This window comes from Pandoraea sp. NPDC090278 (genome assembly GCF_044772185.1).
Classification (GTDB): domain Bacteria; phylum Pseudomonadota; class Gammaproteobacteria; order Burkholderiales; family Burkholderiaceae; genus Pandoraea.
In genome coordinates this window covers 1-5,533 of sequence record NZ_JBIVYJ010000028.1, presented here as the reverse complement: position 1 = coordinate 5,533, position 5,533 = coordinate 1, and the positions used below count along the sequence as shown (strand labels likewise).

Genomic DNA, 5,533 nt, shown 5'->3' with positions numbered 1-5,533 from the left:
TGATGCAGCGACGCAGAAAACGAAGCGACGGCGCGGTAATTAAGCGACGAAGTGAAGTCGGATGCGATTGATCTTTAAAAATTAAACAACCGATAAGTGTGGGCACTCGATGAATAGTGCGTCTGCTTCGGCAGATAAGCTTTAAATTTATTGAGGCTCACATAGTAATAGGTAAGTTAAGTAATTAACTTGTCAGCATACTTTGAGAGCGACCGGTTCTAGTGATTTATCACGAAAAACCGAAAACAGTAACAGGTTTAAACTGAAGAGTTTGATCCTGGCTCAGATTGAACGCTGGCGGCATGCCTTACACATGCAAGTCGAACGGCAGCACGGGTGCTTGCACCTGGTGGCGAGTGGCGAACGGGTGAGTAATATATCGGAACGTACCTTGTAGTGGGGGATAGCTCGGCGAAAGCCGGATTAATACCGCATACGCTCTGAGGAGGAAAGCGGGGGACCTTCGGGCCTCGCGCTACAAGAGCGGCCGATATCAGATTAGCTAGTTGGTGGGGTAAAAGCTTACCAAGGCGACGATCTGTAGCTGGTCTGAGAGGACGACCAGCCACACTGGGACTGAGACACGGCCCAGACTCCTACGGGAGGCAGCAGTGGGGAATTTTGGACAATGGGCGAAAGCCTGATCCAGCAATGCCGCGTGTGTGAAGAAGGCCTTCGGGTTGTAAAGCACTTTTGTCCGGAAAGAAATCCTCTGGGTTAATACCTCGGGGGGATGACGGTACCGGAAGAATAAGCACCGGCTAACTACGTGCCAGCAGCCGCGGTAATACGTAGGGTGCAAGCGTTAATCGGAATTACTGGGCGTAAAGCGTGCGCAGGCGGTTTTGTAAGACGGATGTGAAATCCCCGGGCTCAACCTGGGAACTGCATTCGTGACTGCAAGGCTAGAGTATGGCAGAGGGGGGTAGAATTCCACGTGTAGCAGTGAAATGCGTAGAGATGTGGAGGAATACCGATGGCGAAGGCAGCCCCCTGGGCCAATACTGACGCTCATGCACGAAAGCGTGGGGAGCAAACAGGATTAGATACCCTGGTAGTCCACGCCCTAAACGATGTCAACTAGTTGTTGGGGATTCATTTCCTTAGTAACGTAGCTAACGCGTGAAGTTGACCGCCTGGGGAGTACGGTCGCAAGATTAAAACTCAAAGGAATTGACGGGGACCCGCACAAGCGGTGGATGATGTGGATTAATTCGATGCAACGCGAAAAACCTTACCTACCCTTGACATGTACGGAAGTCCGCTGAGAGGTGGATGTGCTCGAAAGAGAACCGTAACACAGGTGCTGCATGGCTGTCGTCAGCTCGTGTCGTGAGATGTTGGGTTAAGTCCCGCAACGAGCGCAACCCTTGTCCTTAGTTGCTACGCAAGAGCACTCTAAGGAGACTGCCGGTGACAAACCGGAGGAAGGTGGGGATGACGTCAAGTCCTCATGGCCCTTATGGGTAGGGCTTCACACGTCATACAATGGTCGGTACAGAGGGCTGCCAAACCGCGAGGTGGAGCTAACCCCAGAAAACCGATCGTAGTCCGGATCGCAGTCTGCAACTCGACTGCGTGAAGCTGGAATCGCTAGTAATCGCGGATCAGCATGTCGCGGTGAATACGTTCCCGGGTCTTGTACACACCGCCCGTCACACCATGGGAGTGGGTTTTGCCAGAAGTAGGTAGCCTAACCGTAAGGAGGGCGCTTACCACGGCAGGATTCATGACTGGGGTGAAGTCGTAACAAGGTAGCCGTAGGGGAACCTGCGGCTGGATCACCTCCTTTCTAGAGCATGCACTGGAAGTTGAGTGTTCACGCTTATCGGTTGTTGACTGCGTAGATCTAAGTCGGGTCTATAGCTCAGTTGGTTAGAGCACCGTCTTGATAAGGCGGGGGTCGATGGTTCGAGTCCATCTAGACCCACCAAAGCTTTTAACCACCGTGCGATAGACTCAAGTGGTGGTAAGTCGGCTTGATTGGGGGATTAGCTCAGCTGGGAGAGCACCTGCTTTGCAAGCAGGGGGTCGTCGGTTCGATCCCGTCATCCTCCACCAATACCTTAGATCACATCGATGTCAGTCAAAAGCGCTTTACGTCTGTAGTAAATCCCCTGTGATGAATTACAAGTTAAGTGAATGCTTTTGAATGACAGCAATGTCATGCAGTTTATGTTCTTTAACAATTTGGAAGAAGTAGTAGTACAACGGAAGCGCGTTAGAGATGGCGCGTGGAAATTGTACGGGTTGTGATTGTATCAAATGTATTAAAAGTGATCGAAAGATGACTTGGAATACGGCACAACGCTAATACTCAACCTATAGCGAATGTCTGGCTTCGGCGAGACACACTCGTTATAGGGTCAAGCGAATAAGTGCATGTGGTGGATGCCTTGGCGATTACAGGCGATGAAGGACGCGATAGCCTGCGAAAAGTTGTGGGGAGCTGGCAAATAAGCTTTGATCCACAAATGTCCGAATGGGGAAACCCGGCCCTTTGGGTCACCCTAGACTGAATACATAGGTCTAGTGGAGCGAACGCGGCGAACTGAAACATCTAAGTAGCTGCAGGAAAAGAAATCAACCGAGATTCCCAAAGTAGTGGCGAGCGAAATGGGACCAGCCTTCAAGATTTAGCACCGGTGTTATCAAAACGGAATGGAAAGTCCGGCCATAGTGGGTGATAGCCCCGTATGAGAAAACCCTGGTGTGGAACTAAGCTTGAGAAAAGTAGGGCGGGACACGTGAAATCCTGTCTGAAGATGGGGGGACCATCCTCCAAGGCTAAATACTCGTAATCGACCGATAGTGAACCAGTACCGTGAGGGAAAGGCGAAAAGAACCCCGGGAGGGGAGTGAAATAGATCCTGAAACCGCATGCATACAAACAGTCGGAGCCTCGTAAGGGGTGACGGCGTACCTTTTGTATAATGGGTCAGCGACTTACATTCAGTGGCGAGCTTAACCGAATAGGGAAGGCGTAGCGAAAGCGAGTCCGAATAGGGCGTTTAGTCGCTGGGTGTAGACCCGAAACCAAGTGATCTATCCATGGCCAGGTTGAAGGTGCGGTAACACGTACTGGAGGACCGAACCCACTAACGTTGAAAAGTTAGGGGATGAGCTGTGGATAGGGGTGAAAGGCTAAACAAACTTGGAAATAGCTGGTTCTCTCCGAAAACTATTTAGGTAGTGCCTCGTGTATCACCTTCGGGGGTAGAGCACTGTCATGGTTGAAGGGTCCATTGCGGATTACTTCGCCATAGCAAACTCCGAATACCGAAGAGTGCAATCACGGGAGACAGACATCGGGTGCTAACGTCCGGTGTCAAGAGGGAAACAACCCAGACCGCCAGCTAAGGTCCCTAAATATTGCTAAGTGGGAAACGAAGTGGGAAGGCTAAAACAGTCAGGAGGTTGGCTTAGAAGCAGCCACCCTTTAAAGAAAGCGTAATAGCTCACTGATCGAGTCGTCCTGCGCGGAAGATGTAACGGGGCTAAGCAATATACCGAAGCTGCGGATGCGAGCTTGCTCGCATGGTAGGAGAGCGTTCTGTAAGCCTGTGAAGGTGTCTTGTAAAGGATGCTGGAGGTATCAGAAGTGCGAATGCTGACATGAGTAGCGATAAAGGGGGTGAAAGGCCCCCTCGCCGTAAGCCCAAGGTTTCCTACGCAACGTTCATCGGCGTAGGGTGAGTCGGCCCCTAAGGCGAGGCAGAGATGCGTAGCTGATGGGAAGCAGGTTAATATTCCTGCACCGTCGTATGATGCGATGGGGGGACGGATCGCGGAAGGTTGTCCGGGTGTTGGAAGTCCCGGTCCCTGCAGTGGAGAAGGCGCTTAGGCAAATCCGGGCGCGTAATTCAAGGCTGTGGGGCGAGTGAACTTGTTCACGAAGCAATTGGAAGTGGTTCCAAGAAAAGCCTCTAAGCTTCAGTCATACGAGACCGTACCGCAAACCGACACAGGTGGGCGAGATGAGTATTCTAAGGCGCTTGAGAGAACTCGGGAGAAGGAACTCGGCAAATTGGTACCGTAACTTCGGGATAAGGTACGCCCTTGTAGCTTGATTGGCCTGCGCCAAGAGGGTGAAGGGGTTGCAATAAACTGGTGGCTGCGACTGTTTAATAAAAACACAGCACTCTGCAAACACGAAAGTGGACGTATAGGGTGTGACGCCTGCCCGGTGCCGGAAGATTAAATGATGGGGTGCAAGCTCTTGATTGAAGTCCCGGTAAACGGCGGCCGTAACTATAACGGTCCTAAGGTAGCGAAATTCCTTGTCGGGTAAGTTCCGACCTGCACGAATGGCGTAACGATGGCCACACTGTCTCCTCCCGAGACTCAGCGAAGTTGAAGTGTTTGTGATGATGCAATCTACCCGCGGCTAGACGGAAAGACCCCATGAACCTTTACTGTAGCTTTGCATTGGACTTTGAACCGGTCTGTGTAGGATAGGTGGGAGGCTTTGAAGCAGGAACGCTAGTTTCTGTGGAGCCGTCCTTGAAATACCACCCTGGCTTGTTTGAGGTTCTAACCTAGGTCCGTAATCCGGATCGGGGACAGTGCATGGTAGGCAGTTTGACTGGGGCGGTCTCCTCCCAAAGTGTAACGGAGGAGTACGAAGGTACGCTAGGTACGGTCGGAAATCGTGCTGATAGTGCAATGGCAAAAGCGTGCTTAACTGCGAGACTGACAAGTCGAGCAGGTGCGAAAGCAGGTCATAGTGATCCGGTGGTTCTGTATGGAAGGGCCATCGCTCAACGGATAAAAGGTACTCTGGGGATAACAGGCTGATACCGCCCAAGAGTTCATATCGACGGCGGTGTTTGGCACCTCGATGTCGGCTCATCTCATCCTGGGGCTGTAGCCGGTCCCAAGGGTATGGCTGTTCGCCATTTAAAGAGGTACGTGAGCTGGGTTTAAAACGTCGTGAGACAGTTTGGTCCCTATCTGCCGTGGGCGTTGGAAGTTTGAAGGGGGCTGCTCCTAGTACGAGAGGACCGGAGTGGACGAACCTCTGGTGTACCGGTTGTCACGCCAGTGGCATCGCCGGGTAGCTATGTTCGGAAGAGATAACCGCTGAAAGCATCTAAGCGGGAAACTCGCCTTAAGATGAGACTTCCCTAGGAACTCGATTCCTTTGAAGGGTCGTTCAAGACCAGGACGTTGATAGGTCAGGTGTGGAAGCGCAGTAATGCGTTAAGCTAACTGATACTAATTGCCCGTAAGGCTTGATCCTATAACCAGTGTGTTTTTCCTGGTGTGAGTATCGCTGTGCCGATACAACTCACAACCCACAATATTTGCTGTACTACGCTTCTTCCGAATTGGTTTTGTTGACCCCAGGTCAGCAGAACATACAAGTTAAGCCTGATGACCATAGCGAGTTGGAACCACCCCTTCCCATCCCGAACAGGACCGTGAAACGACTCCACGCCGATGATAGTGCGGATACCCGTGTGAAAGTAGGTAATCGTCAGGCTCCCCTTAAAAACCCCTTGCTACCAACGTAGCAAGGGGTTTTTGCTTT

General features: G+C 51.6%; 2 tRNA genes and 3 rRNA genes. All 5 read left to right on the top strand.

Annotation, left to right across the window (positions count from 1 at the left end):
• Window positions 1-259: 259 nt before the first annotated feature.
• Window positions 260-1,792, top strand: a 16S ribosomal RNA gene (locus ACIQWO_RS27275).
• 64 nt (window positions 1,793-1,856) lie between these two features.
• Window positions 1,857-1,933 (top strand) — tRNA-Ile (locus ACIQWO_RS27270).
• A 52-nt stretch (window positions 1,934-1,985) separates the two neighbouring features.
• A tRNA-Ala gene (locus tag ACIQWO_RS27265) sits at window positions 1,986-2,061 on the top strand.
• A 303-nt stretch (window positions 2,062-2,364) separates the two neighbouring features.
• A 23S ribosomal RNA gene (locus ACIQWO_RS27260) occupies window positions 2,365-5,242 on the top strand.
• Window positions 5,243-5,372: 130 nt separating this feature from the next.
• A 5S ribosomal RNA gene (gene rrf, locus ACIQWO_RS27255) occupies window positions 5,373-5,485 on the top strand.
• Together the 16S, 23S and 5S rRNA genes with 2 tRNA genes alongside form the textbook arrangement of a ribosomal RNA operon.
• The last annotated feature ends 48 nt before the right edge of the window (window positions 5,486-5,533 follow it).